Origin of the sequence: Peribacillus simplex (assembly GCF_030123325.1) — a bacterium.
GTDB lineage: Bacteria > Bacillota > Bacilli > Bacillales > DSM-1321 > Peribacillus > Peribacillus simplex_D.
Genome location: NZ_CP126106.1, coordinates 3856110 through 3881184, shown reverse-complemented (window position 1 = coordinate 3881184; position 25075 = coordinate 3856110). Strand labels below are relative to the sequence as shown.

Annotated in this window: 29 protein-coding genes; 19 read left to right on the top strand and 10 right to left on the bottom strand. The window is 41.1% G+C overall.

Annotation, left to right across the window (positions count from 1 at the left end; all coding sequences use genetic code 11):
* Nucleotides 1–46 precede the first annotated feature (46 nt).
* A complete protein-coding gene (vrrA, locus tag QNH43_RS18365; protein ID WP_283915186.1) occupies nucleotides 47–733 on the bottom strand; it encodes a VrrA/YqfQ family protein in 687 nt (228 codons plus the stop codon).
* A gap of 762 nt (nucleotides 734–1495) precedes the next feature.
* On the opposite strand from vrrA, the gene QNH43_RS18360 reads away from it, so the two are divergent.
* Both QNH43_RS18360 and QNH43_RS18355 read left to right on the top strand, forming a co-directional pair.
* Nucleotides 1496–2809, top strand: a complete 1314-nt coding sequence (locus QNH43_RS18360; protein WP_283915185.1) for a DEAD/DEAH box helicase — start codon at nucleotides 1496–1498, stop codon at nucleotides 2807–2809.
* A gap of 12 nt (nucleotides 2810–2821) precedes the next feature.
* On the top strand, nucleotides 2822–3718 hold the full coding sequence (locus tag QNH43_RS18355) for a deoxyribonuclease IV (protein ID WP_283915184.1): 897 nt from the start codon (nucleotides 2822–2824) through the stop codon (nucleotides 3716–3718).
* A gap of 104 nt (nucleotides 3719–3822) precedes the next feature.
* Here QNH43_RS18355 and QNH43_RS18350 read toward each other — a convergent pair whose 3' ends face one another.
* Nucleotides 3823–4083: a DUF2624 family protein gene (locus QNH43_RS18350; protein ID WP_076365270.1), complete on the bottom strand. Its 261-nt coding sequence runs from the start codon at nucleotides 4081–4083 to the stop codon at nucleotides 3823–3825.
* A gap of 215 nt (nucleotides 4084–4298) precedes the next feature.
* On the opposite strand from QNH43_RS18350, the gene QNH43_RS18345 reads away from it, so the two are divergent.
* The 3 genes from QNH43_RS18345 to QNH43_RS18335 are packed head-to-tail and all read left to right on the top strand — an operon-like array spanning nucleotide 4299 to nucleotide 6359.
* Nucleotides 4299–5063 (top strand): metal ABC transporter ATP-binding protein, encoded by a 765-nt coding sequence (locus tag QNH43_RS18345; RefSeq protein WP_283915183.1) that lies wholly within the window; start codon nucleotides 4299–4301, stop codon nucleotides 5061–5063.
* Nucleotides 5064–5084: 21 nt separating this feature from the next.
* Nucleotides 5085–5918, top strand: a complete 834-nt coding sequence (locus QNH43_RS18340; RefSeq protein WP_034308452.1) for a metal ABC transporter permease — start codon at nucleotides 5085–5087, stop codon at nucleotides 5916–5918.
* Nucleotides 5919–5933: 15 nt separating this feature from the next.
* Nucleotides 5934–6359 (top strand): Fur family transcriptional regulator, encoded by a 426-nt coding sequence (locus QNH43_RS18335; protein ID WP_034308449.1) that lies wholly within the window; start codon nucleotides 5934–5936, stop codon nucleotides 6357–6359.
* A gap of 36 nt (nucleotides 6360–6395) precedes the next feature.
* On the opposite strand, the gene QNH43_RS18330 is transcribed toward QNH43_RS18335, so the two are convergent.
* Complete coding sequence (locus QNH43_RS18330) at nucleotides 6396–6980, bottom strand: 5' nucleotidase, NT5C type (protein ID WP_076365274.1); 585 nt, start codon at nucleotides 6978–6980, stop codon at nucleotides 6396–6398.
* A gap of 167 nt (nucleotides 6981–7147) precedes the next feature.
* On the opposite strand from QNH43_RS18330, the gene QNH43_RS18325 reads away from it, so the two are divergent.
* The gene (locus QNH43_RS18325) at nucleotides 7148–7618 is read left to right on the top strand and encodes a DUF308 domain-containing protein (RefSeq protein ID WP_283915182.1); all 471 of its coding nucleotides are present in this window, start codon (nucleotides 7148–7150) and stop codon (nucleotides 7616–7618) included.
* 61 nt (nucleotides 7619–7679) lie between these two features.
* On the opposite strand, the gene ispG is transcribed toward QNH43_RS18325, so the two are convergent.
* The 5 genes from ispG to QNH43_RS18300 form a co-directional block, all read right to left on the bottom strand.
* Nucleotides 7680–8792 (bottom strand): flavodoxin-dependent (E)-4-hydroxy-3-methylbut-2-enyl-diphosphate synthase, encoded by a 1113-nt coding sequence (gene ispG / locus QNH43_RS18320; protein ID WP_185150796.1) that lies wholly within the window; start codon nucleotides 8790–8792, stop codon nucleotides 7680–7682.
* A gap of 203 nt (nucleotides 8793–8995) precedes the next feature.
* Nucleotides 8996–9328 (bottom strand): LysM peptidoglycan-binding domain-containing protein, encoded by a 333-nt coding sequence (locus QNH43_RS18315; protein WP_283915181.1) that lies wholly within the window; start codon nucleotides 9326–9328, stop codon nucleotides 8996–8998.
* Nucleotides 9329–9440: 112 nt separating this feature from the next.
* Nucleotides 9441–9575 (bottom strand): anti-repressor SinI family protein, encoded by a 135-nt coding sequence (locus QNH43_RS18310; RefSeq protein ID WP_142244522.1) that lies wholly within the window; start codon nucleotides 9573–9575, stop codon nucleotides 9441–9443.
* A gap of 255 nt (nucleotides 9576–9830) precedes the next feature.
* Nucleotides 9831–9998 (bottom strand): hypothetical protein, encoded by a 168-nt coding sequence (locus tag QNH43_RS18305; RefSeq protein WP_283915180.1) that lies wholly within the window; start codon nucleotides 9996–9998, stop codon nucleotides 9831–9833.
* Nucleotides 9999–10150: 152 nt separating this feature from the next.
* Nucleotides 10151–10918 carry a DUF1189 domain-containing protein gene (locus QNH43_RS18300; protein WP_283915179.1) on the bottom strand — a complete coding sequence of 256 codons (768 nt, stop codon included), beginning with the start codon at nucleotides 10916–10918 and terminating at the stop codon, nucleotides 10151–10153.
* A gap of 163 nt (nucleotides 10919–11081) precedes the next feature.
* Here QNH43_RS18300 and QNH43_RS18295 point away from each other — a divergent pair, with 163 nt between their 5' ends.
* From QNH43_RS18295 to phoU, 9 genes are all read left to right on the top strand, one after another.
* Entirely contained in the window at nucleotides 11082–11567 is a 486-nt protein-coding gene (locus tag QNH43_RS18295; RefSeq protein WP_076365281.1) for a DUF456 domain-containing protein, read from the top strand.
* 135 nt (nucleotides 11568–11702) lie between these two features.
* Complete coding sequence (sodA, locus tag QNH43_RS18290; protein ID WP_076365283.1) at nucleotides 11703–12311, top strand: superoxide dismutase SodA; 609 nt, start codon at nucleotides 11703–11705, stop codon at nucleotides 12309–12311.
* A 1217-nt stretch (nucleotides 12312–13528) separates the two neighbouring features.
* Complete coding sequence (locus QNH43_RS18285; protein WP_076365285.1) at nucleotides 13529–14749, top strand: MFS transporter; 1221 nt, start codon at nucleotides 13529–13531, stop codon at nucleotides 14747–14749.
* Between the two features lie 193 nt (nucleotides 14750–14942).
* Nucleotides 14943–17117: a peptidoglycan D,D-transpeptidase FtsI family protein gene (locus QNH43_RS18280; RefSeq protein ID WP_283915178.1), complete on the top strand. Its 2175-nt coding sequence runs from the start codon at nucleotides 14943–14945 to the stop codon at nucleotides 17115–17117.
* A gap of 206 nt (nucleotides 17118–17323) precedes the next feature.
* Complete coding sequence (locus tag QNH43_RS18275) at nucleotides 17324–18289, top strand: PstS family phosphate ABC transporter substrate-binding protein (protein ID WP_283915177.1); 966 nt, start codon at nucleotides 17324–17326, stop codon at nucleotides 18287–18289.
* A 138-nt stretch (nucleotides 18290–18427) separates the two neighbouring features.
* Nucleotides 18428–19327, top strand: coding sequence for a phosphate ABC transporter permease subunit PstC (gene pstC, locus QNH43_RS18270; protein WP_076366295.1), 900 nt, complete (start codon nucleotides 18428–18430; stop codon nucleotides 19325–19327).
* A 3-nt stretch (nucleotides 19328–19330) separates the two neighbouring features.
* Entirely contained in the window at nucleotides 19331–20209 is an 879-nt protein-coding gene (gene pstA / locus QNH43_RS18265; RefSeq protein ID WP_076365291.1) for a phosphate ABC transporter permease PstA, read from the top strand.
* A 21-nt stretch (nucleotides 20210–20230) separates the two neighbouring features.
* On the top strand, nucleotides 20231–21052 hold the full coding sequence (gene pstB, locus QNH43_RS18260) for a phosphate ABC transporter ATP-binding protein PstB (protein WP_283918396.1): 822 nt from the start codon (nucleotides 20231–20233) through the stop codon (nucleotides 21050–21052).
* Between the two features lie 20 nt (nucleotides 21053–21072).
* Nucleotides 21073–21726 carry a phosphate signaling complex protein PhoU gene (gene phoU / locus QNH43_RS18255; RefSeq protein ID WP_192205541.1) on the top strand — a complete coding sequence of 218 codons (654 nt, stop codon included), beginning with the start codon at nucleotides 21073–21075 and terminating at the stop codon, nucleotides 21724–21726.
* Nucleotides 21727–21795: 69 nt separating this feature from the next.
* Here phoU and QNH43_RS18250 read toward each other — a convergent pair whose 3' ends face one another.
* Both QNH43_RS18250 and QNH43_RS18245 read right to left on the bottom strand, forming a co-directional pair.
* Nucleotides 21796–22194 carry a hypothetical protein gene (locus tag QNH43_RS18250; RefSeq protein WP_283915176.1) on the bottom strand — a complete coding sequence of 133 codons (399 nt, stop codon included), beginning with the start codon at nucleotides 22192–22194 and terminating at the stop codon, nucleotides 21796–21798.
* Between the two features lie 2 nt (nucleotides 22195–22196).
* A complete protein-coding gene (locus QNH43_RS18245) occupies nucleotides 22197–22601 on the bottom strand; it encodes a hypothetical protein (protein ID WP_283915175.1) in 405 nt (134 codons plus the stop codon).
* Nucleotides 22602–22937: 336 nt separating this feature from the next.
* Here QNH43_RS18245 and QNH43_RS18240 point away from each other — a divergent pair, with 336 nt between their 5' ends.
* The 4 genes from QNH43_RS18240 to QNH43_RS18225 all read left to right on the top strand — a co-directional run bounded on the left by QNH43_RS18240 (nucleotide 22938) and on the right by QNH43_RS18225 (nucleotide 24819).
* Complete coding sequence (locus QNH43_RS18240; protein WP_283915174.1) at nucleotides 22938–23546, top strand: hypothetical protein; 609 nt, start codon at nucleotides 22938–22940, stop codon at nucleotides 23544–23546.
* Between the two features lie 117 nt (nucleotides 23547–23663).
* On the top strand, nucleotides 23664–23813 hold the full coding sequence (gene rpmG, locus QNH43_RS18235; protein ID WP_028391797.1) for a 50S ribosomal protein L33: 150 nt from the start codon (nucleotides 23664–23666) through the stop codon (nucleotides 23811–23813).
* Between the two features lie 168 nt (nucleotides 23814–23981).
* A complete protein-coding gene (locus QNH43_RS18230; RefSeq protein ID WP_283915173.1) occupies nucleotides 23982–24554 on the top strand; it encodes a 5-formyltetrahydrofolate cyclo-ligase in 573 nt (190 codons plus the stop codon).
* Between the two features lie 76 nt (nucleotides 24555–24630).
* Nucleotides 24631–24819, top strand: coding sequence for a hypothetical protein (locus QNH43_RS18225; protein WP_076365303.1), 189 nt, complete (start codon nucleotides 24631–24633; stop codon nucleotides 24817–24819).
* Nucleotides 24820–25075 lie beyond the last annotated feature (256 nt).

The window sequence follows — 25075 nt, the reverse complement described above, 5'->3', positions numbered from 1 at the left end:
CATCATATTTACATAAAATCAGTTATTGGAAAATTTTTTGTAGACTCTATATATAAAGCTTGGGACCGGATGTTCTTTCCCTTTTCCTTTCGGTACGAACTTGGGCGATGGGGCTAGCTTCTTTAGCTTTATCTTCTTTCTTCGAATCCGTTTTTACCTCACTGTTTTTTTGTTCCTCAACCTTTGGCCCGTTTTCGACGGGAGCTCCCTCGTCCTCGGTCTCACCGGCTGAGGATATGCTCCTGAAAACTTTCCACATGGAAGGCAGATTTTTAATCACTGGCCCGTATTGTTCCACCATAGGCGTGAATTGTTCCGCCGCCTGCAACACTTTTTGCGTGTTGGAAAGCATATTATTAAGCGAATCGGGGTTTTTTAATGTTTCTAAGATACCGCCTCCGCTGCTTCGTGAAGAACTTTTGTTAGTGGAAGCGGCTGGCGCAAACAAATTGGGAGAAGCTCCTTTTTGTTTCGACTTACCGAGTATTTTTGACAATAACCCTTCTTTCTTTGCTGGCAGCATTTCCTGCCGCTGCGGTTGGGCGAAAGGGCCTCGGAAACCTTGGGGTCCCTGTGGCATCTGCGGTCTGTTTTGGACCATCGGCCGCTGCATCTGCTGATAAGGATGGGGAATTTGCCGTGACTGTCTGAATGGAGCAGGGTGCTGCTGCATCCTTCGGCCATTGGGTGGCTGAAAACCGGGTCCGGGCTGACGATTTCTATTTGGGAACATAGGTTTCACCTCCTCAGTTTTTATATGAGATGTAATCTTCTATATAAATTATGCAACTCGGCAAAAAAGGTTTGAGGAAAGAGTGACTGGGCAGTTGTGAAGTAACCGGAAAGAAGGTAAGATGGTAACGGTAGTCTTTTAGCTCCATGTCTGCGGGGGATACGCTATGACCAGGACAGGGGCTTTTCGTTTGCAAGAGTCCATTTTAAGAGAACTAACCTCAGCGCATGCGCTTTTGTGATTTAAGTAATGGGTCACAGGGAAAAAAATAGAGGGCCTGACCATTATGGGACAATCCCTATTTTCTTCACGAGCTGCCCAGGCGCTTGCGCTTTTTGTGTAATCCAGCTTCAGCGCCTAGCTCGTTGTGAAAAAGAAGATTGCCCTCACAAGGCAAAAAGCGCCTTATGGGACAATCCCTATTTTCTTCACGAGCTGCCCAGGCGCTTGCGCTTTTTGTGTAATCCAGCTTCAGCGCCTAGCTCGTTGTGAAAAAGAAGATTGCCCTCACAAGGCAAAAAGCGCCTTATGGGACAATCCCTATTTTCTTCACGAGCTGCCCAGGCGCTTGCGCTTTTTGTGTAATCCAGCTTCAGCGCCTAGCTCGTTGTGAAAAAGAAGATTGCCCTCACAAGGCAAAAAGCGCCTTATGGGACAATCCCTATTTTCTTCACGAGCTGCCCAGGCGCTTGCGCTTTTTGTGTAAAATTTATTATAATAACAGGACATGTCTAATGACTGACAGGATAAAGGAGTTTTTTGATGAAACAAAATCAATTTGAACGATTTAATTTGAAAAGCTACATTCTAGATGCGGTTCGTACTTTAGGGTTCGATAAGCCGACGGAAATTCAAGAGCGTGTGCTTCCGTCGCTTTTAAAGGGAAGTAGCTTAATTGGCCAGTCGCAGACAGGTACAGGAAAGACACATTCCTATTTGTTGCCGATCATGAACAGGCTTGATGCTGGTAAAAATGAAGTTCAAGCGATTATTTCCGCACCAACCCGTGAGTTAGCGAACCAAATCTACAAAGAAGCTTTGAAAATTGCTGACCATTTCCCTGAGGATGAGCAGATTCAAGTCCGTTGTTTCATCGGTGGCACTGATAAACAGCGAATGATAGATAAATTGAAGACACAGCCACAATTGGTAATTGGTACGCCGGGCCGGATCAAGGACTTGGTTGAAGCTCAGGCATTACAGGTGTATACAGCTAAAATGCTTGTAGTCGATGAAGCGGACCTTATGCTGGACATGGGATTCATTGAGGATGTCGATTTATTTGCATCACGTATGGCTGAAAAAATTCAAATGCTTGTCTTTTCGGCAACCATCCCAGAAAAATTGAAGCCGTTTTTAAATAAATATATGGAGAATCCAAAGTATGTTCAAGTGAATCCGAAGCAGGCGACAGCTTCGAAAATTGAACATGTTCTTATACCGCTTCGCCACCGTAACAAAGAGCAGTTGCTTCATGATATCATCGTCCGTTATAATCCATATTTGGCGATTGTTTTCACCAACACAAAGAAAATGGCGGATCATGTGGCTAATTCCTTGAGCGAAAAGGGATTGAATGTCGGCCGTATTCATGGGGATTTAACGCCTCGTGAGCGTAAAAAAATGATGAAGCAAATCAATGATTTGGAGTATCAATTCATCGTTGCGACAGATCTGGCTTCCCGTGGAATCGATATTGAAGGTGTAAGTCATATCATTAACTATGAATTGCCTTCAGATTTGGATTTTTATATCCATAGGACGGGTAGGACGGCACGTGCTGGATATTCAGGCATTGCCACTACCATTTACGATACTTCCGATGAAGATTCATTGAACCGCCTTGAAAAAATGGGCATTCAGTTCCGTGATGCCGATATCCAAAACGGTGATTGGGCTGATATCGACGAACGTAATAAACGGAAAAACCGTAAAAAACAAAAATCTGATATTGATGTTAAAGCGAGCAGGCACGTCAAGAAGCCAACTAAAGTAAAGCCAGGGTACAAGAAGAAAATTCAGCGTGATGTGGAAAACTTTAAAAAACGCGAACGTCGTATACAGAGAAAGAAATAGGGGAGAAATCAGATGCTGAAGATTGGATCGCATGTTTCGATGAGCGGGAAAGGGATGCTTCTTGCTGCGAGTCAAGAAGCGGCTTCGTATGGCTCCAACACATTCATGATCTATACAGGGGCCCCTCAAAATACAAGACGTAAAAAAATCGAGGATTTAAATATCGAAGCCGGAAGACTGCATATGGAGGAGAATGGAATCAGCGATATCGTAGTCCATGCTCCGTATATCATTAATATAGGAAATACCACGAATCCAGCCACATATGAGCTTGGAGTCAACTTCTTACGCAGCGAAATCGATCGGACCGATGCGATTGGCGCAAGGCAAATCGTACTTCATCCAGGTGCGCATGTTGGCGCAGGCAGTGAACTGGGAATCAAGAGGATCATCGAAGGGTTGAATGAAGTGCTGACTGCCGACGATAAAGTTCAGATTGCCCTTGAAACGATGGCGGGTAAAGGTTCTGAATGTGGCAGGTCTTTCGAGGAACTGGCGATGATCATTGATGGTGTAACCCATAATGAAAAATTATCAGTTTGCTTCGATACTTGCCATACTCATGATGCCGGATATAATATCATCGAGGATTTTGATGGCGTACTGAATGAATTTGATAAATTGGTCGGTGTTGACCGTATCAAGGTCCTTCATATAAACGATAGCAAAAACGAACGCGGCACCCGTAAGGACCGCCATGAAAACATTGGGTTTGGTCATATTGGTTTTAAGGCGCTGAATGATATTGTACACCATCCTCAATTAAGCAATGTTCCGAAAATCCTGGAAACACCTTATGTAGGGGAAGACAAAAAAGACAAAAGGGCACCTTATAAATTCGAAATTGATATGTTCAAGAATAATCAATTTGAAGAAGATTTATTGGAAAAAATCAGATTCCAACAATAATCATAAATAGAAAAGGACGATTCATTGAAATGAAGATGAATCGTCCTTTCATTTTTCATTTGGATTAAGTATGCACAAGACCGTCAGCAACAGGCTTAAGATCTTTAAAAAGTGGAAGTAAGGTTGTTGAAGAGGGATTCTATCTCCCTGGCTGTGCTTGCTCCGGCAACTTTTGTAATTTGACCAAGTACGTTCTGTCTTTGACGTATATCAAAAATGTTAATATTTTTACCGGCTAGCAGTGCAGTGATATCCTGTGCTTGTTTTTGAGTGAGTGCAACCTTATGCTGTTTAGCAAGGGAAAGCAGTTCATCGGGGCGTATATTGTTGATTTTATGATTGACCATCATTTCAAATAATTTCAAACGATCTCCTCCTTTGTTAAAACATATGAAGGAGGAAGCCGTATTTGAACATGAAACTTCGTTTTGGTTACGGTAAATTGGTTCAGATAACATTTTTTTGTGATTCAGGGCGTATCGGCACTTGTCAAGAAGACCGGATTCTTTACATCTGGAGTTCTTTGATTTATACTAACGATTGTTAATCGTAATGATTCTTAAAAAAATAGGTGATCTCTTTGGATAATGTAGTAAACCCCATAGTTAAATTTGAAGATATATCTTACAAATATACAAAAGATCTAGTGCTGGAACATGTTTCACTTGAAATTCCCAGAGGGGCCTTCTTAGCTATCGTCGGGCCAAATGGGTCCGGTAAGTCAACGCTTTTGAAGTTGCTGCTTGGTCTGTTCAAGCTTCAAAAGGGCAAAATTGAAATATTCGGGGAAGACATACGACGATTTAGAGATTGGCAAAAGGTCGGGTTCGTTTCCCAAAAGGCGAATTCCTTCAACTCAGGATTCCCCGCCACTGTTTTTGAAGTGGTTCAGAGCGGTTTGACCAAAAAAATTGGCTTGTTTAAGTTTGCAGGCAAAGAGGATAAGCAAAAGGTGAAGAAGGCTCTGGAATCCGTGGATATGCTTGAATATCAGAACCGTAATATCGGGGAATTGTCCGGAGGCCAACAGCAAAGGGTATTCATTGCCCGTTCACTGGTCAGCGAACCGGAATTGATGATATTGGATGAACCCACGGTTGGCGTTGATTCAAAAAACGTCCATCAATTTTATGAAATGCTTGAGATGTTGAATAAAAAATTAGGAATAACCCTGATTTTAGTAACCCATGATGTTGGTACTGTGACCGATAAAGTCACACATGTTGCCTGCTTGAATAAACAACTTCATTTTCATGGGGATGCCCGTGAATATAATGAATTGGATGAAGGTGAACTCTCGTCCATTTATGGACATGGGGTCCAATTTTTAAATCATGATCATTAATATGTTTTGGAGGATAGCCCAATGATATCGGGGATATTGCAATTTGAATTTTTGCAGAACGCATTCTTGACCGGAATCATCATAGGAGCGATTGCGCCATTAGTGGGCGTTTTTGTCGTGGTAAGGCGGATGTCGATGATTTCCGATGCGCTCAGTCATGTAGCGCTTGCTGGTATAGCGTTTAGTTTATTGCTGCAGAAGAGCTTTCTATCTTTAGCAGGATTGAATCCACTTTATATTGGAATGGCGTTTTCTGTAGGTGGTTCATTATTCATTGAAAAATTAAGAGGGGTGTACAAGCATTACCAAGAGCTTGCAATCCCGATCATAATGTCCGGCGGCATGGGTCTTAGTGTCATTTTCATATCCATTGCAGATGGTTTCAATACCGATTTATATGGTTATTTATTCGGCAGTGTCAGTGCCGTCAGCCGGGCGGACCTGTATGTCATTTTGGCAGTGGGGTTAGTCGTTGCCTTGATGCTTACCTTATTGTATAAAGAATTATTTCTGTTATCTTTTGATGAAGAGCATGCCAAAGCGTCTGGAATACCTTATAAAGCGATTCATTTCATTTTTATTGTCATGGTCGCATTGGTCATTGCGGCTTCCATGAAAATCATTGGCATATTACTTGTTTCTTCGCTCATGACGCTCCCGGTAGCAGCTAGTCTCCGCTTTGCGAAGGGCTTTAAGCAGATGATTGGTTATTCGGTATTATTCGGTGAAGTTTCTGTCATTGGCGGATTATTCTTATCATACAACCTTGACCTCGCTCCTGGTGGGACCATTGTAATAATAGCTGTACTAATTCTCATCTTGTCAATTTTGTTTGATAAGTGGAAAAATCGATAGATGGGGTGATGTATTTTGAACGTAACTACTGCCATGCAACTTTTAAAAGATAAAGGTTTTAAGCATACAGGAAAGAGGGAAGAAATGCTTCAGCTTTTCTCTTCCAGTGATAAATATTTAACGGCCAAAGATGTATTGGAGAATATGAAACAGGATTATCCAGGGTTAAGCTTCGATACGATTTATAGGAACCTTTCCTTATTTGTCGAACTGGGCATCTTTGAAGCGACTGAGTTGGAAGGGGAAAAGCGTTTTCGTTTTACATGCGGTCATTCTTCCCACCATCACCACTTCATCTGTTTGAATTGTGGAAAAACGAAAGAAATCGAATTGTGCCCGATGCAGGAACTTCAGGAAAGCTTGAAGGACTACGATGTTTCGGGGCATAAATTTGAAATTTACGGTCGCTGTCCCGCATGCAGCGTATCTTTGGAAGCATAAAAACCATTGACCTCCAGTCAATGGTTTTTTCTTTTCTTATTTTATACTTGCCACCTTCCCTGACATCCAATTATTCACCCAGGCTGAGGCTTCTTGCCAATTGTTGACCCGAATCACCCTTTCAGGCACGGGATCTTGGTTGTAGGGGGTATTAAATAAAATCACGGGTATTTTACACTCTTCAGAAATCGCCACTGCGTTATCGTGCTTGTCCTCTAAAAAGAGATCGACTTCGAATTTTTTGGCTGCAGCAATCTTATCGTGTGAACCTACAAGTTCTATATGATCATAAAGGACTTGATTAGTCGTGAACCAATTTTTCGTTACATCCAATAGACGGGTGCTCCTGGCACTGATGAAATAAAGGTTGGCTTGTTCTGTCCATTTTTCCAATACATCTTTCGCACCATCAGCCAATAATGATTCGGAATAGATGAGTGGCTCGGTCTCAATGAACCATTTAGTGAAATCCTCTTTTGGAACATTCACGAAAGGGAATAAGTCATATTCGGTAATGTCTTCATAAGCTAAATTCAGCTGAAAAGCTTTATTTAAGAAGGGGACCATGGAATCAGGTCTTGTGACAGTCCCGTCTATATCGATGCCAAAACGTTTTTTCATGATGAATCTCTCCTCATTTTCAATACTTGTAATAGTGTAACATATCCCTTCATAGCTTTGGTAAAAACCCGTATTTATTTCCAAGACATGAAACCATTTTCACGATGATTCCTGCAATTTTTACATACACTATAAATGCTTCACAAACGAAAGTGAGGGATGCGCGAATGGAAAAAGATCAATACTCCAGTATTGACGATGAAATGCAATTGGCCAAAGAGAGCAATGAACCATCCGTTGTGGATGATCAGCATCATGAGCGGTATTATAATGAAGATGCACCTGAAGATGACAGACGATATGAGAATCGTGGGGCCATAACCAATATGGATAACCGGTATCAGGAAGAAACGTCTGCCGAGATTTCTACACCACCTCAGAAAATCAGGTCATATAGAAATGATGAGCCTGCAGAGGATAATGGTTCGGGGGATGTGGCATCAAGAGGAAAAGCGATTGGTGTCATATCATTGATCATCTCCATTTTATCGTTATTCATGATGCCTTTCATTTTAGGGATTGCAGGGATCATTGTAGGAATAGTGGCCAGAAGCCGAGGATCGAACCTGGGTACTTGGGCCATCGGCATAGGTGCAGTCTCCATCATCGTTGCCATATTCATCCTGCCGTTCTTTTAGCATCAAAGGGTTTTTCAAATAAAACAAAAAAATCCCGAATGATAATTCGGGATTTTTTGTCTTATTTATTTAGTGTAGCTGCAGCAGCAGCTTCGGCTCTTTGTTTTTCATAGTACTCTTCAGCGATTTTGTCAATTTCCTTTTTCAGTTCCTCGACCATCGTCTCTTCAGGCACTTTACGTACGATTTGACCTTTTCTAAACAGTAAACCTTCACCTCGGGCCCCGGCAATGCCGATATCAGCCTCACGGGCTTCTCCAGGACCGTTTACCGCACAACCAAGCACTGATACCTTGATTGGTGCTTTAACCGTCTGGATGTACTCTTCAACTTCATTGGCGATGGAAATCAAATCAATCTCGATCCGACCGCAAGTAGGGCAGGAAATTAAAGTGGCCATGTTAGAAGCAAGGCCAAATACTTTTAGAAGCTCCCTTGCCACCTTCACCTCTTCGACTGGGTCGGCACTTAAGGAAACACGCATCGTGCTCCCGATCCCTTGGCTTAGGATGGCACCTAAGCCGGCAGCGCTTTTTACGGTCCCGGAGAACAGTGTCCCTGATTCCGTGATCCCAAGATGTAAAGGATAATCGAATGCTTTTGAAGCTTTTTCATATGCTTCGATGGCTAAATTGACATCGGAAGCCTTCATGGAAACGATAATGTCATGAAAATCGAGGTCTTCCAGGATCTTGATATGGTGTAAAGCACTTTCCACCATTCCATCAGCTGTCGGGAAGCCATATTTCTCGATGATTTTCTTCTCGAGGGAACCGGCATTTACCCCGATGCGGATTGGGATTCCTTTAGCCTTTGCAGCTTTCACGACTGCTTCAACCTTTTCACGGCGTCCGATATTACCAGGATTTATCCTGATTTTATCCGCTCCGCCTTCAATGGCCTTTAGAGCAAGTTTGTAATCGAAATGGATATCGACTACAAGAGGGATGTTTATCCGTTTTTTTATCTCAGAGATTGCATCAGCTGCCCTTTCATCCGGACAGGCGACACGTACGATTTGACATCCCGCTTCTTCAAGACGAAGGATTTCTGCAACAGTTGCTTCAACATCATGTGTTTTTGTCGTTGTCATGCTTTGTACGATAACTTCATTATTGCCGCCAATCGTTAAGTTTCCGACTTTAATTGGCCGCGTCTTGGTGCGATGTATGATTTCACTCAAGTGGAATTCTCTCCTTTAGGAAAAAATCAGTTTTGATTTTTAATTTGTTTCTCTGAAATATTGTATCAATGTACATACCGCTTGACAAGGAAATAGGACGCATAAACTTTTTTCAATATGAGACATTTCCTATTTCAGGATATACCTGGTGCTTGGAAATCCCTTTAATTGGGAGCGCGGATCCCTTTTGACCGTTATTTATAAACGGGAATCTTATATGTTTTGCCAATCTGCATATTTTCGGGCTTCAAACCTTCATTCAAACTTTGAAAATCAGCGATGATCGTTTCGATTGGCTGGTTGGACCCGCCTTTTTCCGTTTCAACGATGGAGAGTAAGGTATCCCCGGGTTTCATGGTGATTTCTTTATAAGCGGCGGATGGTGCGGATGCAGGCTTGCTGGCCGGCACGGCCGTTTCGCCTGTAGAGGCCGGTGGATGGGAAGCCGGCAGGGTACCCGTTGTCAAATCAAAATAAATAATAAATAAAGTGAAACAGAATGAGATAAAAAGCAGTAGCCGTTTCAATTTTCCATCCTCCCAAGCTTGTCTTTAATTCATCATACTTGGAGGGGGCAAAAAATATGCCTAAAAATGGGCGATTTTTCAAATGGAATGTGAGAGGGACCAATCAAATTTTCTATTCCGGCTGAGTAATATCCTTATTATTTGAATGTGTGCTAAGAAAGGAGCGAATTTCCTTTGGGGTCAGACCAATCTTTTTTGCCTCAATTATGAGTAACAACCACTGTACATCAATATGACTCTCCTTCATGTCTATCACCTCTTAAATATACTATTTCAACCATAAGTATAGGAATAACTTGGTGAGTATTTTGTCGAATTAAGTAGATATAAAAAATGATTACTGTAGTCATATAAGGGAAAGGCTTGAATACCCGATTTTATTTTTTAGCAAAGTGGCGAATCTCAGTTTGCAGACAAATGAGGTTACATCTAAATTTTAAAACAAAGTCGATTGAGTGAGTGCCCTACGTTCGAATAGAACGTTCGAATTTTACAAAATCAGTTAAAAAACGTTCCAGCTGATTTCAGAAATCCGCTCCCTTTCCGCCGACTGTCCGCCAAGCCGCATCAAAGCAAGCGCCTGCGGTGTCTCGGCTAGCCAGTTATTCGGCAGGAGTGTCACAAATTTTTTCAATCCATAGAGGTTATAAATAAAACAGTGAAAAACCATAAAGGAACCCTGTCCTAAAATTTCAGTTCCATCTAAATTTTAAAACAAAGTCGATTGGATCAACGTTAGGATTATACAAATCCATAAAAGACTGTAGGCAAACTTGATTCTCATCGAGTTTGCCTACAGTCTGGGTTCGAATCTTTTTAATGTCAATTTCCGATCTTATTGGTTGATGTTTCTTTAATGGATAAATATAACATCATCAATGTCACAAACCAGCTAATGATGGAAGCGAATGGTACAATTGCCTGAAAAGCATCCATGATGGTGAAGAATATGGTGGCAAGCGTTATGCTGTATGCACCGATTCTCCAAAGATGCCTATAGGAAAGAGGACGGCCAAGAGCATTTTTGAAAAAAAGACCGAAAGCGGCAAGGATTGTCACTTTAATGAAGATTCCGCTAGCAGTAAACAGGTATAATATAAGTAGAAGCAATGGAAGGATGATCGGCAGCACAGATTCAACTGAATCAAGCCATGTGGATATTTCCTGATTATCTCCCTCCAGAACTGAATATGGAGAAGATTGCACGTTGCCTCCGGATACGAAAACTAGATCAGACTTTAAAAGCGCGACAGCCTCATCAGCTTTCGCAGCTACTTCTTCCGGGGTCAAGGCTCCCGTGCCATCTACAAAAATTTGATATCCGTTTTTATTAAGGCTAAATGGCTCATCGTTTTCAGTCGTCAACGTGCCATTTTTGATTTCAAATGGCGGTAAATCTTCGGATACGGTTTCGTGCATGGCATCTATCCCGTCAGCTACCATTGTACCGAAATAAAAAGCTGAAGGGAGAAAGGCGATGAGACTTATAAAGAAGACGAATAAAATCGTTTTCCCGATACCTTGGTTTTGAAAGGAAGCGATATCTTTAGGAGAATATAAGCTTACCCACAGTTGTTTGAATATGTTCAATGTTTTCAGCACCTAACTATATAAGATTCCTAACCAATTTTAACTATATGGGAAAAATAAAACAACCTGTATTCCGCTTCATTGGTTTCAACCATAAGCAATGAGGTAATTATGGAGAGATAAAGTCAAATTATAAATGAAATGAGAAAGGGGCGTTTTAGTTATGGATACACTATTTTGGGTAATAATTACCCTCATGTTCATAATGGGATTTGTCGGTCTGATTTTTCCAATCATCCCAAGTGTTTTGTTCATTTTCGGCGGAATACTGTTATATGGACTATTTTATTCTTTTGAACCATTTGGCTGGTTTTTCTGGACGGTCCAAATATTATTCGTCATCCTTTTATTCGCAGCCGATTATATTGCGAACATGGTCGGGGTCAAAAAGTATGGCGGCACGAAAGCGGGAATTTGGGGCAGTACGATCGGGCTTCTGGTCGGGCCATTCGTGATTCCGTTCGTCGGAATACTAATAGGGCCATTCATCGGGGCATTCCTGGCTGAGATAATAGTACATAAAAAAGACCCGGTTACTGCTTCAAAAATCGGCCTTGGTTCCGTAGTAGGCTTTATAAGCAGCGTAATCACAAAAGGCATCATTCAACTTCTGATGATTGGATATTTTATATTCGTGGTATTCTCATAGGAAATAAAATGAAAAATTGAGGCATAAGGTTTGAAACGGTTACAAAAATTTGATACTCTATTGCTAGCGAGCTTTAGGTATCTTTCGAGAACTGAAGCCCTCAAAAAAACAGCTTACATAGGGAGGAATTTTATTATGGCTTTTGAACTTCCACAATTACCGTATGCATATGATGCATTAGAACCGCACATCGACAAAGAAACAATGAACATTCACCACACTAAACATCACAACACATATGTGACAAACCTGAACAATGCGCTAGAAGGCAACCAAGAACTTCTAAGCAAAAGCGTTGAAGAAATCGTCGCTAACCTTGACGCAGTACCTGAAGCTGCTCGTACAGCTGTACGCAACAATGGTGGCGGACATGCTAACCACACTTTATTCTGGGAAATCCTTTCACCTAACGGCGGCGGACAACCAACTGGTGAATTAGCGGATGCTATCACTTCAAAATTCGGAAGCTTTGACAGCTTTAAAGAAGAGTTCGCTAAAGCGGCTACTACTCGTTTTGGATCTGGCTGGGCTTGGCTTGCAGTCAACAACGGCGAGTTGGAAGTAACAAGCACACCGAACCAAGACAATCCACTATCAGAAGGTAAAACACCGATTCTTGGATTGGACGTTTGGGAACATGCTTACTACTTAAACTACCAAAACCGCCGTCCTGAATACATCAATTCTTTTTGGAATGTTGTAAACTGGGATGAAGTTGCAAAACGTTACAGTGCTGCAAAATAATTTGTAATTAAAAAAGACAGGATTCCTTTTGTGAAAAGGAATCCTGTCTTTTTTTTGTTTCTTTTATCCGAATGGGAACATTAAAGAAAAACAATATTAAGGCAACTCGTATTGCTGTTTCGCCAAAAGAAGTGAAAGAAATTAACGAGTAAAAGCTGCAAATTACGAGAAACGCACAAATTCACGAGTAAAAGCTCAAAACTCACGAGTAAAAGCCCGAATTTCACGAGTAAAAGCCCGAATTTCACGAGTAAAAGCATCGAATTCACGAGTAAACACTCAAAATTCATGAACATCCCCTTCGTCTCCGCCAATCGAAGAGTTTTCTTTACACTGTTCTTGATTTAAGAGAAAAAGCCTTTAGGGAAAACAGTGTAAGGGCAACTACTTCTCTGTCTTCGCCAATCGAAGAGTTTTCTTTACACTGTTCTTGATTTAAGAGAAAAAGCCTTTTAGGAAAACAGTGTAAGGGCAACTACTTCTCTGTCTCCGCCAATCGAAGAGTTTTCTTTACACTGTTCTTGATTTAAGAGAAAAAACCTTTAGGGAAAACAGTGTAAGGGCAACTACTTCTCTGTCTTCGCCAATCGAAGAGTTTTCTTTACACTGTTCTTGATTTAAGAGAAAAAGCCTTTTAGGAAAACAGTGTAAGGGCAACTACTTCTCTGTCTTCGCCAATCGAAGAGTTTTCTTTACACTGTTCTTGATTTAAGAGAAAAGGCCTGTAAGGAAAACAGTGTAAGGGCAACTACTTCTCTGTCTTCGCCAATCGAAGAGTTTTCTTTACACTGTTCTTGATTTAAGAGAAAAGGCCTGTAAGGAAAACAGTGTAAGGGCAACTACTTCTCTGTCTTCGCCAATCGAAGAGTTTTCTTTACACTGTTCTTGATTTAAGAGAAAAGGCCTGTAAGGAAAACAGTGTAAGGGCAACTACTTCTCTGTCTTCGCCAATCGAAGAGTTTTCTTTACACTGTTCTTGATTTAAGAGAAAAAGCCTTTTAGGAAAACAGTGTAAGGGCAACTACTTCTCTGTCTTCGCCAATCGAAGAGTTTTCTTTACACTGTTCTTGATTTAAGAGAAAAGGCCTGTAAGGAAAACAGTGTAAGGGCAACTACTTCTCTGTCTTCGCCAATCGAAGAGTTTTCTTTACCTTTTTTTACATAAATTCTTTTGTTTTTTCAAACACTAGAGTGGAATTTAAAGGAGAGTTAAAACAATGGGTATTTTAGAGAGATGGTTGGGTGAAGCGGGGGGGAAGAAGGATTTGCACCTCCTTTTGTTTATTGGCGGGCTGTACAGCCTAAGTATTGCTTTATCCAATACATTCGTTAATGTGTACTTGTGGAAACAATCCGGTCAAATAGTTGATATTGCCGTATATAATCTAACCGTGGTGCTTTTTCAACCGCTTACTTTTGTCTTTGCTGGCAGGCTGGCGAAAAAGGTTGATCGAATCATTGTTTTGCGTCTGGGTGTTATCTTTTTGGCCCTATTTTATTTATCGGTCCTATTGGTCGGCACACGGGCTACGGATTTCCTTTGGTTGCTTGGAGGACTGTTAGGAATCGGTTATGGGTTTTATTGGCTTGCCTATAATGTATTGACTTTTGAGATAACTGAACCGGAAACAAGGGATTTCTTCAATGGTTTTTTAGGGATTTTATCATCACTTGGGGGCATGGTCGGTCCGATTCTTTCAGGGTTCATCATTTCGAGGCTAGAAAAATTCACGGGTTATTCCATTGTATTCGGATTGTCTTTGCTATTGTTTTCCGTTGCGGTGTTTCTTAGTTTTTCGTTAAAAAGACGTCCAGCGCATGGCAGATACTGTTTCCTTCGGATATTGCAGGAACGGAAAAATAATCGGAATTGGCTCTTAATTACTCGTGCTCACTTTTTTCAAGGGATACGAGAGGGCACATTCATGTTCATCATTTCGATTACCGTTTTCATTCAGACGGATAGTGAACTTGCATTAGGGAGCTATGGTCTGTTAAATTCGGCCATATCATTCGTTGCGTATTTTTTTGCTTCACGGTATATAAAGCAGCCGATGCGAAAAAAAGCAATTCTTATTGGAGGAATCCTGTTGTATGCAGGTGTCTTATTGATTGCATTTGATATCACTTTCGGGAAGCTTCTCATTTATGGGGCAATTGTCGCTACCGCTTATCCTATTCTTTTGGTCCCTTATATATCATTGACTTATGACATTATAGGCCGCGCTTGGAAAGCAGCGGAAATGAGGATTGAATATATCGTTGTCAGGGAACTGTTCGTTCATATTGGAAGGATTGTATCCATATCAGGATTCATACTTTCTGTCATGTTATTCGACCTAAAGCAATTACTGCCGATTTATCTGTTAATCGTCGGTGCAGGGCATACCGTGATATATTGGTTTGTACGGAAAATCGATATCATTGACCAAGATTGAAAAGAGGCCTTAGAGGCCTCTTTTCAATATACATGACTTACGGTTTTAAAATTTATGAGCCGTAAGTCACTTTTTATGTAAAGTTCGTCAGATGTTTAATATTTCTAGAACACTAAGGTAGAAAAAAATATAAATGTTCTATAGAATAGTATAGGACCTATTATGACTATGTAAAAAGGATGTGTGGCTTAGTGTGAATAAAAAGAAAAAGAAAAAGACGCATGTGCCTTTCAGATTGAATATTCTTTTCTTTTTAGTGTTTGTTTTGTTTTCCGCTTTAATTTTACGCTTGGGTGTTGTACAGATTGTTTATGGTGATGATTACCGGCGTGAGATTGAAAGAACAGAGGAAGTGACCGTGAATAATTCGGTGCCCCGTGGGAAAATGTATGACCGGAATTTAAAATTGATGGTCGACAACCAACCACTGGATGCAATTACATATACACGAAAGCAAGGTACGAAACAAACGGAAATGGTGGAAACGGCTGAGAAACTCGCGAAGTTGATCGATAAGGAAACAAACAAAGTGACTGAGCGCGATAAAAAGGATTTTTGGATTTTGAAAAATCCAAAGCTGGCCGAGAAAAAGATTACGGATAAAGAACGGAAAAAAGTGGCAGAGGGCGAGATGGAAGAAAGTGATTTGTATAAGCTTCAGCTTGATCGGATAACTTTAGATGAAATGAAGCTTTCGAAAAAAGATCTGGAAGTCCTTGCCATCTACAGGGAATTTGCAAGCGGATATGCCCTTACCCCGCAAATTGTGAAAAACAAGAAAGTAACAAAAGAAGAATTCGCCAAGGTGAGTGAAAACCTTGATTCTCTTCCAGGGGTCGATGTATCTACAGATTGGGATCGTTTTTATACATATAATAAAACACTTAAATCTGTATTGGGTAAAGTTTCCTCATCTGAAGAAGGTTTGCCCAGTGAAAGCTTGAACTACTACCTTGCACGTGATTACAGCCGGAATGACCGTGTAGGTAAGAGTTATATTGAGGCGCAATATGAAGATATCCTCCAAGGGCAGAAAGCGAAAGTAAGGAATGTGACCGATAAATCAGGAAATGTCGTCGATTCCGAAGTGATTACTGAAGGTTCGCGAGGAAAAGATCTTATATTGACAGTTGATATGGATTTACAGCTTGCAACAGAAGAAATCATTGAAAAGCAATTGATTGCCAAGAAAAAAATGGGTAACACTAAATTCTTGGACAGAGCCTTTGTCGTCATGATGGATCCCGATACAGGGGAAGTATTAACGATGGCTGGCAAGAAATATGAGAAGGACCCAAAAACAGGAAAATCCTCGATTGAGGACTTTGCATTGGGAAATATCACGACTTCCTATACGATGGGTTCTGCCGTTAAAGGGGCTACCGTTTTAACCGGTTATCAGCAGGGTGCGATCCAGCCGGGTACGTACTTTTATGATACGAAGTTGAAAATCAAAGGTACACCGGCCAAAGGTTCATATAGTGACTTCGGGAACATAAATGATTTGACCGCATTGAAAGTATCTTCGAACGTTTATATGTTCAGAACGGCAATTAATATTGCAGGTGCGCATTATGTGCCGAATGAACCGTTGAACATTAGTTCAAGCGCCTTTTCGACCATGCGGAATTCATTTGCCCAGTTTGGCTTGGGTGTCCGCACGGGAATTGATCTCCCGAATGAAATGAGCGGATTCAAAGGTTCCGAAACATCTCCAGGTAAGCTGCTTGACCTTGCTATCGGACAGTATGATACGTACACACCAATGCAGCTCGTGCAATATGTATCAACCATTGCGAATGGCGGTAACCGCATGAAGCCGCATATGGTTAAGGAAATCCGCGATCCGGTTGATAATAATGAGGAATTGGGACCTGTTGCCGAAGACGTTTCACCGACTGTCCTTAATCGTCTTGATATGAAGGAAGAGTGGATTGAACGTGTTCAGAGCGGTTTCGATAAAGTTGCGATGGAACAAGGCGGAACGGCTTATACCTATTTTGGGAATAAATCGTATACAGTGGCAGCTAAAACCGGGACGGCGGAAGCATTCTATGACGGTCCGAACCGGATGGATTATAGTGAGCCCCAAGAAACGATGAACATCACGCTTGTTGGTTATGCCCCAGCTAAAAATCCGGAGGTCGCTTTTGCGGTCGTTGTTCCGTGGGCATACCAAGGACATTCAGGCCACAGCATGAGTAAAGAGATAGGTGAAGAAATTATGGATACTTATTTCGAACTGAAAAAAGAACGGGCTGAGAAGGAAAAGGAAAATACCGAAACCTCGACTGATTTGAAAGTGGAGAATGGTAAAGACGTTCAAAAGGACCAGGCTGAAGTTAGGGAAAGCCAGGAAAATGAATAAAAGGTTAAAACACGTTTTCGAGTAAAACCGAAAACGTGTTTTTTTTGTGTTTTAAGAACGAGATCAGGACAGTTCTTTCGTCTTTACAAATAACACACAATTATTTACTGAACATTTACAAATGCTTTAAACGGAATTTACAGTCTGAAAGTATGATGTGAGAGTAGGACAAAATATTCATATAAAATTCTTAGGGGGATTTACAAATGAGACGTTTCAAATTTATGGCTATGACCGCAGTAATGGGTGGAGTAATCGCAGTGGCAGCTGGATGTGGATCAAATGATACTTCAAACAGCGGTAAAGGAAATGAAGCGGCTTCAGATCAACTCAAGGGGGAAGTTATTACGGATGGTTCTTCAACGGTCTTTCCAATCATGGAGGCAGTTGCAGAAGAATATATGGGTACACAGCCTGATGTGAAGGTTTCAGTGGGATCGTCAGGAACAGGTGGGGGATTCAAGAAATTCATCGCTGGTGATACGGACCTAGCCAATGCATCCCGCCCGGTGAAAGAAGAAGAAAGTGCCTTACTTGATGAAAAGGGAGTTAAATATACAGAATTGAAACTGGCATTTGACGGGATATCAATCGTCGCCAATAAAGATAATGAATTCATCGATTCACTAACAGTCGAAGAACTTCAAAAACTGTGGGTTGATAATGGAAAGGTGAAGAAATGGTCTGATATACGTCCTGAATGGCCGAACGAAGAAATTAAATTCTACTCTCCGGGAACAGATTCAGGAACATATGATTATTTCAATGAAGTGATCCTTGAAGAAAAACCGATGGTGGAAAATGCTACGCTTTCAGAAGATGATAACGTTCTTGTACAAGGTGTAGAAGGTGATAAAAATGCGATCGGATTTTTCGGTTATGCCTACTATGCTGAAAATAAGGATAAGTTAAAGATCATTTCCATCGACAACGGCAAAGGTGCTGTTGAGCCAACGCATGAAACGATTAAAAGTGGGGAGTATGCACCATTATCACGTCCACTTTACACATATGTAGCTAATAAGTCGGTAGCTGAAAAAGAACAAGTTGCAGATTATACTCAATTCGTCATTGAGAATGCAGGAGAGCTTGCAGAAGAAGTGGGTTATATCAGCCTGCCTGAAGAAGAGTACCAGAAAGATCTTGATAAATTAAAAGAACTGGAAAAATAAACGATATTACAGGCTATTGAAATCCCGCCTTGACTCGATTAAGGCGGGGGTAACAGCTTGTAAATCCAAATATTGCGTGTCTGAAATGGAGGATGCAAGTTGGAACTTAGAAAAACAGAAACCTATTCTGTACAGCAAATGATTCTGGAAAAGAAAAGTAAGAAAAAAATCAATATGGAAAAAGTCATACCTAAGCTTTTGTTCCTTACGGCGGCAATTTCCGTTTTTACTACAATCGGGATCATACTGACCCTTATATTTGAAACATTCATCTTTTTTGACAGAGTTTCCATCGTCGAATTTTTTACGGAAGCTAAATGGCTGCCATTTGCATCTACACCTTCCTTTGGGATTATGCCTCTTATCGTTGGAACGTTGAAGATAACAGTCATAGCAGCGGTGGTTGCAGTTCCGGTAGGACTTGCAACAGCCATTTTCTTGAGTGAATATGCATCAGAGAAAACACGGAGAATCATCAAGCCGATTTTAGAAGTTTTAGCTGGGATTCCTACTATCGTTTACGGCTTTTTTGCCTTAACTTTTGTAACACCGGTTTTGCGTGATTTATTTCCTTCCCTTGACATGTTCAATGCCCTGAGTCCAGGAATCGTTGTAGGTATCATGATCATGCCGATGATAGCCTCATTGTCGGAAGATGCCCTTGTATCGGTACCTAAGTCGATTCGCGAAGGTGCGTATGCTTTAGGAGCAACGAAACTCGAAACGACAATTAAAGTGGTATTGCCAGCAGCCATTTCAGGAATTGTGGCATCCATCGTCCTTGCTTTATCAAGAGCGATCGGGGAAACCATGATTGTGAGCGTTGCCGGTGGCTCGACACCAAATATGAGCATGGATGTCACTTCATCGATTCAAACGATGACCGCTTATATCGTTCAGGTCAGTTCGGGGGATGCAGGATACGGGACAACGATTTACTACAGCATATATGCGGTTGGAATGACACTGTTCGTCTTTACGCTTGTCATGAATTTACTGGCGCAGTTCATCTCTCGCAAGTTCAGGGAGGAATATTAAGACATGAAACTGATAAACAAAAGTCATGTTGCAAAAAAAATGCCTGCTAGGCTGGCTGTTAACACGATTTTTAAAGGATTATTCTTCTTGGCAACATTGGTTGGCCTCCTCGTATTGGCCATCTTATTTTATCGGATATTCACTCAAGGAATTGGCAGTCTGAATGGGGATTTCCTTCAGAATTTCGCTTCAAGGAAACCTGAAGAGGCTGGTATAAAAGCGGCACTGATCGGTTCAATATGGTTGATGGTAGTGGTGGCTCCAGTTTCCCTGCTGCTTGGTGTTGGAACGGCCATTTATTTAGAGGAATATGCCAGGAAGAATTGGATCACCACTTTTATCAAAGTGAATATTTCCAATCTGGCAGGTGTCCCCTCAATTGTATTTGGACTGCTGGGCTTAACGGTTTTCGTTCGTGCTCTAGCCTTGGACCGGTCCATATTGGCAGCAGGCTTGACCATGAGCCTGCTCGTTCTCCCGGTCATCATAGTAGCTGCCCAAGAGGCCATACGTGCCGTACCCCGTGATTTAAGAGAAGCTTCATTTGGAATGGGTGCAACAAAGTGGCAAACCATATTGAAAGTGGTCCTGCCGGCTGCGGTACCTGGCATTTTAACTGGAGGAATACTTGCTTTGTCACGGGCAATCGGTGAAACGGCGCCATTGGTGGTGGTTGGCATACCAATGTTCATCGCCTTTTTACCACAATCGTTCATGGATACATTTACGGTGCTGCCAATGCAAATCTATAATTGGACATCTCGTCCGCAGGAGGAATTCCAGCAGGTTGCTGCCGCGGGAATCATCGTATTACTCATCCTGTTAATAATCATGAATTCAATAGCGGTTATAATTCGAAATAAATTCCAGAAAAGATACTGATAGGAGGAAGGAAGCGTGAATATGACCTTAACGAGAGAAAAAGAGTCACCGGCAATCGGGATCGAAAATGCCGGATCAGCTGCCTTGAAGGAAAAGGTGTATGAAACATCCAATCTCAATTTATGGTATGGAGAAAACCATGCTTTGAAAAATATTAATCTGGATATGCATCAAAATGAAGTGACCGCCATCATCGGGCCTTCAGGATGTGGGAAATCCACATACATCAAAACATTGAACCGTATGATAGAACTAGTCCCAGATGTGAAAACGACAGGACAGATTAAATATAGGAACAGGAATATCCTCGATCAGTCCTATAAGGTGGAAGATTTACGGACACAGGTGGGGATGGTATTCCAAAAGCCTAATCCCTTCCCGAAATCAATTTATGAAAATGTTGTATACGGACCAAAAATCCATGGAATTAAAAATAAAAAAATTCTTGATGAGATCGTTGAAAAGAGTTTAAAAGGGGCAGCCATTTGGGATGAGGTGAAAGACCGTCTTCATGAAAATGCATATGGACTTTCGGGTGGACAGCAACAGCGCCTTTGTATTGCCAGATGTTTGGCAATCGAACCGGATGTCATATTAATGGATGAGCCGACTTCTGCCCTTGATCCGATATCCACTTTGAAAATAGAAGAATTGGTCCAAGAACTGAAAAAGGATTTCAGCATCATCATCGTTACCCATAACATGCAGCAGGCAGCACGTATCTCTGATAGAACAGCCTTCTTCTTAAATGGGGAAGTCATCGAATATTCTGATACAAACACCATCTTCTCTAATCCGAATGATAAAAGAACAGAAGATTACATTACCGGGCGCTTCGGTTAAAGAGAAAGGGAGATGCGAAAATGATCGTTCGTGAAAATTTCGAGCTTCAATTGAAAGAGCTACAGGAGAAAATCGTGAAATTGGCTAATTTAGCTTCAGGTGCCATATCAAAATCATATGCCGCATTAGAAAACAATAATGTAGATGATGCTCTTGAAGTTATCGATGATGATACAATAGCTGATTTACTGGAAGAGGAAATCAATGACTTTGCGATTTTACTGATTGCTAAGCAACAGCCGGTTGCGATTGATTTAAGGCGTATCATTGCTGCCATAAAAATCGCCTCGGATATTGAAAGGATGGCGGACTTTGGTGTGAATATCGCTAAAGCATCCATCCGGATCGGTGACCAGCCATTCATTCTGCCTTTAACACCTTTAAAGCAGATGCATGATATTACATTAAAAATGATTCAACTTTCAATAGAAGCATTTGAGAAGGAAGATGTTGTTCTTTCAAGAGAAATCATTGAAATGGATGATGAGGTTGATCGCTTTTATGGAGATATGATTCGAAGTCTCCTTCGCCTTTCAGATGAAAAAAACCTGCAGCAGGTTACACAGCTTTCCTTAATTGCTCGATATTTGGAAAGGACAGCGGACCATACAACGAATATCGCAGAGAATATTTACTTCCTGGTAAGAGGGAGATATATCAGCAGGAATGAATGATACCATCCCAATTTAAAAAAAGAGAGGCTTTTTCTCGGACATCGTCCATTTAAAAGTCTCTCTTATTCATTAATGGGTCAAAGTAATGGCCAATTGTCTATATGTCATATTATTCGTAACAACAAACTCGCCGATTTGTATTTTTTTTGAGAAATCCCGGTCATCCATGTAAGCTTCGAATTCAGCAGCATCATCGATGATTTTTTCCTTGTAAAGGCTATCGGCAATTTCTGTTGTAGTCATATTCGTTTTCACTTTAATTGAATAGGTGACGATGGAAGGCTCTTTTTTCGAAGCCTCTTTCTCCATTGAATCCTTATCCGGATCCTTTGGTTGGGCGTTCACTTTAGCTTCCTCCGGAGTAGGAGTGGTGCCTTCGGATAATCCGGTGCCATAATAAAAGCCGGCAAAGATTGTTGTTGTAAAAATGATACCGGCGGAAAGACCTTGCAGTCTTGCTTTGTTCATTTTCATTCACCCCGCACTCTTTGTTGCTCGATCACTGAAATGGTCTGTTCCTTCGTTAACGAGGATTGTCTGGCGATCTGCTTCAAAGAAAGACCTTGACTATATAAAGACAGAACCTGGCTTTTTAGAATTTCATGAATGGGTTCGATATCATTGGAATTGGCAGTTGATTTATCCTTTATAGGGGGAACAATGTCGTCCTGGATAACGAATTCCTTTTCAAGAATCTTCACCTTCTTCTTTAATTGGTGGATATCCTGCATATACGTTAGTGTCATCAGTTCTATATCTTCTTCTAACTTGGCAACTTTATCTTTACCGAAAAAGGAAATGATGAGAAGAACGATCGCTAATGAAAAAAGAAATTTAACACATATTTTTAAAAAATTGGAGATTTTCATATTCAAAGTGGGCCGTATACTTCATTTATTGTCTGTATTTTTAAAAACATTGTCGAAAAGCCTTATGACCGACGTTAAAGAAAAAAAAATAGGTATTAAAATGGGAAAAAACCCTTTGAGAGATAACATACATAAAATTCGACAAAAAGTGTTTATTGTCCATCAGCCAATTCAGTGCTAACATAAAGATAGAATAAATCGAAAAAACAAAATATTTTGAATAGTTAAAAATCAGTTGGCCTATAAGAAAATGGTGTGCAGATTCTAAAGTGGATTGTTTCACTGTCAGCGCCTAACGATAAGTTATATATAAGGATAAATAAAGGGGAAGGGATGATTATTATGAATTCGCTATTCGCGTATATGCCGCAGGATAACCAGGATATATTTCGTAAGGGATTAAAGGCTGGGCTATGGATGGATGAGAGTTTTGATTGGTATCCTGAGGAAGATATGATGAGTCATCCTAATGGAGAGATCCGGACACTTTCACAAACATATACCCAAGGGCAGGTGACCTTTTCGAAGTTCACGATTAGGAATACCTCATTCGAGACTAAGCGGCCTAAAGTGTTTTTTCACTATGAAAACGCTTTCGAGAGGCAGGCAGTGGCCTTTTACAGCCCGAATGAACGGGCGATTTTACATGTAGCCCCTCAATCGATTGCCTTATTGGGTGGATTGGTGAAAGGAAAAAGCATCTCCCAATATTGCATCCAAGGTAAGGGAAGCCTTTATCAAGAAGGGTGCTTCAAATCATTGAAAGAAGGAATCCTGGCTTATTCACCGCTTGCCAAAGGGGAAGTTACCAGCGTGTTTACGTTAGAGACGGATATCTTACCGAAAGAATGTGTGGAAGCTGTGGCTTGGGTCATTCATGCAGAAACGAAAGAAGAAGCGAAAGTTATAAATAATCAGCTCCTCCTGACGATGCAAAACGTAAACAATTAAAAATCCAAAAAGTTAATGTTGGATTTCCCAAAAAACATACTAGCAATTCACATTGAATAATGATATTATAGAAAAGTCCTATGTGAAAATGTCAATATGTTTGGAGGGAAATACACAATGCGCGTGAATATTACATTAGCTTGCACTGAATGTGGAGACCGTAACTACATTTCTAAAAAAAATAAACGTAACAATCCAGACCGTCTTGAGCTTAAAAAATACTGCTCAAGGGAAAAACGCAGCACGACTCACCGTGAAACAAAGTAAGCAACAGGATTTTTCCTGTTGTTTTTTTTATTTCCTTCTTTCTCACTTTCCTTTAGTGAATATTTTTTCAGAAAGCACTAATGATTCGGCGATTTCCGACACCGTATTTTCGAAAAAGAACAAATATTATGAGATAATGATAGAAGCAGACTAAAGGAGTCGGAAGAGATGAGAGAAAACAAGAATAAGCTCCGTCAAGAAGTTAGGTCCCGTTTAATGGAGCTGACTAAAGAGGAACATGAAGAACTATCGAACAGAATCGCTGAAAACTTATTTTCACTGGAGGAATGGAAAAAAGCTGAAACAATTGGCATTACCATCTCCATTCCCCCTGAAGTTCCAACGGTACGGATCATCGAACAAGCATGGAGTGAAGGAAAAGAAGTGGCTGTACCAAAATGTGATCCTGAAAAAAAGACAATGGAATTCAAAAAAATTTCGTCCTTCAATCAGCTGGAGTCTGTTTATTACGGATTGCTAGAACCAGTGGCTGAAACAGCCAAGGTTCGCAAAGAGGAATTGGATGCAATGATCGTACCAGGTCTTGCTTTTACCAAAGAAGGGTATCGCCTAGGCTTTGGCGGGGGCTATTATGACCGTTTCCTATCCTATTACCGGGGAGATACATTGGCACTTACATACGAGCTTCAATTAATGGATGAACTCCCGATAGAGGTACATGATATAGCGGTCGGCAAACTCATTACCCCATCCAGGGTTATACGCACGTACGCCCATTAAGAAGAAGTTTTTTAAATATCACTTTTAGCTCATAAAAATCCTGTCCTGTATCAAACTATTGATAGGAGGGATTGTTATGCTTCGATTAATTATTCAAATCTTCTTGGTTGGTTTAGTTGTTTATGCAGGTTACCAAAACCGGTACCGCCTGGTAAATGTTGCGCTGTCCAACGGCATGCTGAGAAGATTTCTAGTGACTAAATCCTTGGATATGCCAATGTTCAGGGATAAAATGATGCAAAGCATGTTCACTCAGACCAAATGAGATGCGGGCATCTTAAAAAGGAACCTGATCAGGGGTTCCTTTTTTCTTTAGGCTCTTTTTGTAAAGAATGTTGTTTTAAAACGAAACGATTTAAGGTTGATTGGAGCGGATGTGCGAGACTCCTGCGGGAGCAGCGGGACAGGTGAGACCCCACAGGCGTTTACGCCGAGGAGGCTCACCGCCCGCCCCGCGGAAAGCGAGCATCTGGAGGGGAAATCAACCACACCGCTTTACTTGGTAAATAGCAACAAAGTAT

Coding starts and splice junctions, on each gene's coding strand:
- vrrA (WP_283915186.1), bottom strand. CDS start 733: ATGTTCCCAAATAGAAATCGTCAGCCCGGACCCGGTTTTCAGCCACCC.
- QNH43_RS18325 (WP_283915182.1), top strand. CDS start 7,148: ATGGAAAAAGATCAATACTCCAGTATTGACGATGAAATGCAATTGGCC.
- QNH43_RS18240 (WP_283915174.1), top strand. CDS start 22,938: ATGAATTCGCTATTCGCGTATATGCCGCAGGATAACCAGGATATATTT.
- rpmG (WP_028391797.1), top strand. CDS start 23,664: ATGCGCGTGAATATTACATTAGCTTGCACTGAATGTGGAGACCGTAAC.
- QNH43_RS18275 (WP_283915177.1), top strand. CDS start 17,324: ATGAGACGTTTCAAATTTATGGCTATGACCGCAGTAATGGGTGGAGTA.
- QNH43_RS18295 (WP_076365281.1), top strand. CDS start 11,082: ATGGATACACTATTTTGGGTAATAATTACCCTCATGTTCATAATGGGA.
- QNH43_RS18225 (WP_076365303.1), top strand. CDS start 24,631: ATGCTTCGATTAATTATTCAAATCTTCTTGGTTGGTTTAGTTGTTTAT.
- phoU (WP_192205541.1), top strand. CDS start 21,073: ATGATCGTTCGTGAAAATTTCGAGCTTCAATTGAAAGAGCTACAGGAG.
- QNH43_RS18250 (WP_283915176.1), bottom strand. CDS start 22,194: ATGAACAAAGCAAGACTGCAAGGTCTTTCCGCCGGTATCATTTTTACA.
- pstC (WP_076366295.1), top strand. CDS start 18,428: ATGATTCTGGAAAAGAAAAGTAAGAAAAAAATCAATATGGAAAAAGTC.
- QNH43_RS18340 (WP_034308452.1), top strand. CDS start 5,085: ATGATATCGGGGATATTGCAATTTGAATTTTTGCAGAACGCATTCTTG.
- pstB (WP_283918396.1), top strand. CDS start 20,231: ATGACCTTAACGAGAGAAAAAGAGTCACCGGCAATCGGGATCGAAAAT.
- QNH43_RS18305 (WP_283915180.1), bottom strand. CDS start 9,998: ATGGTTTTTCACTGTTTTATTTATAACCTCTATGGATTGAAAAAATTT.
- QNH43_RS18330 (WP_076365274.1), bottom strand. CDS start 6,980: ATGAAAAAACGTTTTGGCATCGATATAGACGGGACTGTCACAAGACCT.
- sodA (WP_076365283.1), top strand. CDS start 11,703: ATGGCTTTTGAACTTCCACAATTACCGTATGCATATGATGCATTAGAA.
- QNH43_RS18355 (WP_283915184.1), top strand. CDS start 2,822: ATGCTGAAGATTGGATCGCATGTTTCGATGAGCGGGAAAGGGATGCTT.
- QNH43_RS18360 (WP_283915185.1), top strand. CDS start 1,496: ATGAAACAAAATCAATTTGAACGATTTAATTTGAAAAGCTACATTCTA.
- QNH43_RS18285 (WP_076365285.1), top strand. CDS start 13,529: ATGGGTATTTTAGAGAGATGGTTGGGTGAAGCGGGGGGGAAGAAGGAT.
- QNH43_RS18310 (WP_142244522.1), bottom strand. CDS start 9,575: ATGAAGGAGAGTCATATTGATGTACAGTGGTTGTTACTCATAATTGAG.
- QNH43_RS18230 (WP_283915173.1), top strand. CDS start 23,982: ATGAGAGAAAACAAGAATAAGCTCCGTCAAGAAGTTAGGTCCCGTTTA.
- pstA (WP_076365291.1), top strand. CDS start 19,331: ATGAAACTGATAAACAAAAGTCATGTTGCAAAAAAAATGCCTGCTAGG.